Here is a 3,981-nt window from a genome sequence, read left to right on the forward strand (position 1 = left end):
GACCTGGACGCGCGCACCTCGCCGCAGCACGCGCGCGGCGTCCTCGCCGCGCTGGCCCCACAGCGACACGCTCATCCAGAATCCGCCGACCTGCTGATACTCGCCGTTGGCCTGGTCGTAGGCGTAGTCGTCGAAGAACACACGCATCTCGGCGACGACCTCATCGACCCCGTTGATGGGGACGTGCTTGAGAATGGGCGTATCGCCGAGATTGCCTTTCCCGCGAAATACGTTCGGCATGTTGTACTCCTGGGCGTCGAGGTAGAACACGACGGTGGCCGACGCCGGTGCCGCCGCCGTGCGGAAGACTACGGATCGTGCTGCCGGGCATGCTTCAGCGCGAGGCGCGCCTCGATTTCTCGCCGGTTGAGCTCGATGGCGCGCCGGTGGGCGCGCTCATACCACTCGCGCAGCGCCCCGGGGAGTTGAGCGAAATGGGCGTGGATTGCGCCCCAGGGGATGTGGCCGGCGCGGGGCCCGGCGCCTGCCGCACGCCAGCGCAGGTGAAATTGACCGGTGGCCTTGCGCCGATGCACCGACAGATAGAAGCTCCGCCCCCGCACCCGGCGTGTGAGCCGCGACAAGTCCTCCTGTTGGTGGTGAATCTTGTCAACACGGGCCTGCGCCTGCCGCACGTCGGCTGGGGCTCCGCCCCTACCCGTAAAGGCCTTTGCGTCAGCATCCTGTTGACAAGGCGTACTGCCGCAGCGCGGGTCGACGACATCGGCAGCACCCGGCGGATCCGGTTGCGCCATCGCCCTCACCAGCGCCTCAATCGACCAGCCCATCATCGGTTGTCTCATCGCCGGCTGCGCCACGTTCCGAATCGATGGCGGCGATGTCGGCAGCCACGCGCTCGAGCATGGCCTTCTCGGTGTCGGAGATCGAAATGCGGCGCTGGGAATGGCGCGAGATCTGGTGGCCTGCGTAGATGCCGGCTGGCACAGCCCCGAAGATCCCGGTGACCGCTGCGACACGCTTGCCGGCATTGGCGTCGGCGCCGGGCAGGAAGTCGGCGCGGCTGAGCGGCAGCAGGTCCGGCTTGGTGAGCCAGTTCTCGAACCGGATGAACTCCTCGAAAGCGGCACGGATCGGCCGGGTGAACTGGCGGATGGCGTCATGCGCCTCCTTGTCTGAGAACAGGGACTTGCGCCCGAGGGTCTTGACCACCCGGACGTAGTAGTCGAACTCCACGATCAGCTCGGCAATGACATAGCCGTACGGGCTGCGGAATCCGAGTTCCAGGACCTTCGGCTCGCGGGACTTGAGGATGCCGAAGCCCAGTCCCTTGTCGGCCCGCTTCTTGAGTTCGGCGCTGAGCAGGGTCGCCTGGCGGTCGAGTGCCCGCCTGAGCTCCGGGATGCGGTGATCGGCGCGCAGGAGCGCCCAGTCCGCGTAAGGGTTGTTGTTGCGCGTGAGCGCCCACAGGGCTTTGAGGCTCGATGCGACCCGTTTGCCGCCGGGAATGGCATTGTAGTGCCCCGCGGGGTCGCGGCGGCGGCCCATGAACATCCGAAAGCCCTCTTTCGTGTGGAGGGTCATCGTATCCACACCATCGTCGACGAGCGAGCCGAGATCGCGCAGTTGGGTCGCGACCGCGGGTTCGACCGTGGCATCGGCGCCCGCGGTGACCCGGTATTCAGCCTCCATCTGCTTGAGCTTGTCGCAGCGTTGAAGATAAAGCTCGTAGCGCGCCCAGCGCGGATCGTGGGGATCGGGGTCGTCCGCCTCAATCAGATCGGCAAGCTTCTCGCGCTCCCTGGAAATGCTGTAGCGATCGGGAAACGGGGACCGATCGTCGGTCTCGAAGGGGATGGGGGTGCCGCCTGGGAAGACGGGATCGAGGAGCCCGGGCAGGTCGTCGTCAGGCGCAGGGGACGAGTGCGGGAGCGGTGGGGCGATCGGATGGGATGGCATTTGTCGTCCTCTAGGTGGCGTCGGTGAGGTCATCCGCGGGCGCCTCGACGGGTTGCAGTTGGGCCAGCGCCGGAATGGGTGTGAAGCCGGGTAGGAAGTCGCATTCGGGAAGCGGGCTGCTCAAGAGCTGCCGCAGCGCCGCCATGTCGACGGCGTACGCGCCAGTGGTGCGACGGACCTTGCGACTGCGGATCAAGCCCTGCTTTTCCAGGCGCAGCAAGGCGCGCTGGACAACCTGATGCCCCAGCAGGGTGTACCCGGCCAGTGTGCGGCTGGAGATGCGCACGGACGCGTGGTCCGCGGCCCGCCACAGCAGGGCAAGGAGGACTGCGGTGGCGGCGTAGTCACCGTTCAGGCGAATAAGAACCTCGAGGGTAATCTGCGACTCGGAGAGGGAATGTCCGGACATCGGTGAAGCACGGCTGGGTTAAAGGAATCCAAACGAAGTCGGCGTTGCACTGGGTCGGAGGAATCCAGCGGCGGTGGCGTTGCTGTTGGGTTGGATGAATCCAGCGCTTACAGCTTTAACGTTGGATTGGATGAATCCAGAAGATCGATGCCCTCGACATCCGAGTCGAACTCATGCACGACATGCCACAGCGTTGCGATCGAATGGTCCGGGAATGCGCGATGCAGTTCCACGAACTGACGCTGTGGCGGATGCGTGCATCGAATTCGCGACCAGGCGTTATGGACCGCTTCACGTACGCTCGGATCGGGAAGGGCCGGCCGGCCGCGCGGCGGCGGACCGGGACAAAGCAGCGCGCGTTGCTGCTGAATCTCCGTGAGGGTCATTTTGAAGAGGTGAACCAGGAGCGGCGGCTGCGCGCCGTGCATCACGTGATATTCCATCAGCCGCCGCATCTCGGCGATCGCGCAGTGCCGTCGATAGGCGGCCTCGAGCGTTGCGGGATCGAAATGGATGCAGACGTCGAGCTGAGGCATGCCGGCTATGGATGCGAGGTCGCGGGCGGATGCGCTACGCAGGGTATCCAGCAAGTCGGGGCTGAGCCCGGCCTCAAGCAGCGTCTGCAGCTCTCCGGTGTCAAGCAGGTGAATGAGATGCGACAGCAGGGCGTACCGCAGCTGCTCGCTTCTTATCGGGATCATCTTGCTCCTCCTACTTCTCCTCGGCGCTGGGGGGCTTCTCCGCGCACGCACGGTGATACGCGTCGAGGAGGGATCGTGTTGCCGCCCAGGAGGACGGATCGCGCAGCAAGGCCACCATGGGGTCGGCCTCGGAGCCACTCCCGTCGGCGGAGATTGACAGTTGCGCCAGGAGCCGGTGAGCGGCCGCGCGCCCGACGCGCCCGACCTCTTCGCTGCCGCCGCGGAGCGCGGGCAAGGGCTCGACGCAGAATCCTCGTGGTTGGCTGGGGTCCAGGCGGACGCAGTCGGACAACCGGAACACACTGACGAAGTCGCCGACCCGCTTCGAAAAGCGTACCCCGGCCCTCGCGTCCCTGCCCTTTCTCGTCGGCGGCGAGACCGCTGGCGCCGCGCGCTCCATTGCGTCTGTCGCATCGGACGCCGTTTCGCATGGCGGCGGCTCGCACAGGAGACGGCGGATCTCCGAATGAGGCAGCTGCCTCTCGGCACCGGCAACCGCAAGAGCGGCGCGCTCCGCGGCCGCAGGCGTGCACTTTGCGAGCGTCGCAAACTGCGAGGTCATGCGGGAGAGGATCATCTCCACGTCGTCCTTCCCGAGTCGCGGCGGATCGTCCGTTTCCCGGAACGCGTTGATCTCCGTGGCAATGTCGGCGACGAGTTCCTCGAATGCGGTCTTGCGCACCAGGGGATCCAGATTGAGTGCCTCGGCGAGTTTTTCGAGGCACCCGAACCGGGCGCGAATGGCGGCGGTGCTCTCGTGTGTGAGGTGCAGCCCGATCGGGGCCAGGTAGTCGATCGCGAAGAGGTAGTTGGATGCGGTAACGCTATGGAGCTTCAGGCCGCAGCGCTGGGCATGCTCGGACAATTCGCGCAGACTCAGCGGTCGCTGAAGCTCGGATTCGAGCTCGCTCTTGAGCAGTGCGGTGCCGCGGGCCTTTTCCCAGACCAGGGTTT

The 3,981-nt window shown here is 65.9% G+C and carries 5 protein-coding genes and 1 pseudogene; all 6 read right to left on the reverse strand.

The window, feature by feature from the left end:
* Positions 1-270 (reverse strand): annotated as a pseudogene (locus VGD93_RS15180) (hypothetical protein); the annotation flags it as partial.
* Between the two features lie 38 nt (positions 271-308).
* Positions 309-791: a hypothetical protein gene (locus VGD93_RS15185; RefSeq protein WP_210148010.1), complete on the reverse strand. Its 483-nt coding sequence runs from the start codon at positions 789-791 to the stop codon at positions 309-311.
* The gene (locus VGD93_RS15190; RefSeq protein ID WP_395013010.1) at positions 772-1,917 is read right to left on the reverse strand and encodes a PFL_4669 family integrating conjugative element protein; all 1,146 of its coding nucleotides are present in this window, start codon (positions 1,915-1,917) and stop codon (positions 772-774) included. The genes VGD93_RS15185 and VGD93_RS15190 overlap by 20 nt, the downstream gene beginning before the upstream one ends.
* A gap of 10 nt (positions 1,918-1,927) precedes the next feature.
* Positions 1,928-2,326 carry a hypothetical protein gene (locus tag VGD93_RS15195; protein WP_169204635.1) on the reverse strand — a complete coding sequence of 133 codons (399 nt, stop codon included), beginning with the start codon at positions 2,324-2,326 and terminating at the stop codon, positions 1,928-1,930.
* Between the two features lie 107 nt (positions 2,327-2,433).
* On the reverse strand, positions 2,434-3,027 hold the full coding sequence (locus tag VGD93_RS15200) for an STY4526/YPO1902 family pathogenicity island replication protein (protein WP_169204636.1): 594 nt from the start codon (positions 3,025-3,027) through the stop codon (positions 2,434-2,436).
* Positions 3,028-3,037: 10 nt separating this feature from the next.
* The coding region (locus tag VGD93_RS15205; protein ID WP_395013011.1) for a hypothetical protein at positions 3,038-3,981 on the reverse strand (944 nt) is incomplete at its 5' end.

Source organism: Devosia sp., from assembly GCF_036406155.1.
In the GTDB taxonomy this organism is placed as follows: domain Bacteria; phylum Pseudomonadota; class Alphaproteobacteria; order Rhizobiales; family Devosiaceae; genus Devosia_A.

Excerpts from the sequence above, each read along its gene's own strand:
- VGD93_RS15185 (WP_210148010.1), bottom strand. The coding sequence starts at position 791 with ATGATGGGCTGGTCGATTGAGGCGCTGGTGAGGGCGATGGCGCAACCG.
- VGD93_RS15190 (WP_395013010.1), bottom strand. The coding sequence starts at position 1,917 with ATGCCATCCCATCCGATCGCCCCACCGCTCCCGCACTCGTCCCCTGCG.
- VGD93_RS15195 (WP_169204635.1), bottom strand. The coding sequence starts at position 2,326 with ATGTCCGGACATTCCCTCTCCGAGTCGCAGATTACCCTCGAGGTTCTT.
- VGD93_RS15200 (WP_169204636.1), bottom strand. The coding sequence starts at position 3,027 with ATGATCCCGATAAGAAGCGAGCAGCTGCGGTACGCCCTGCTGTCGCAT.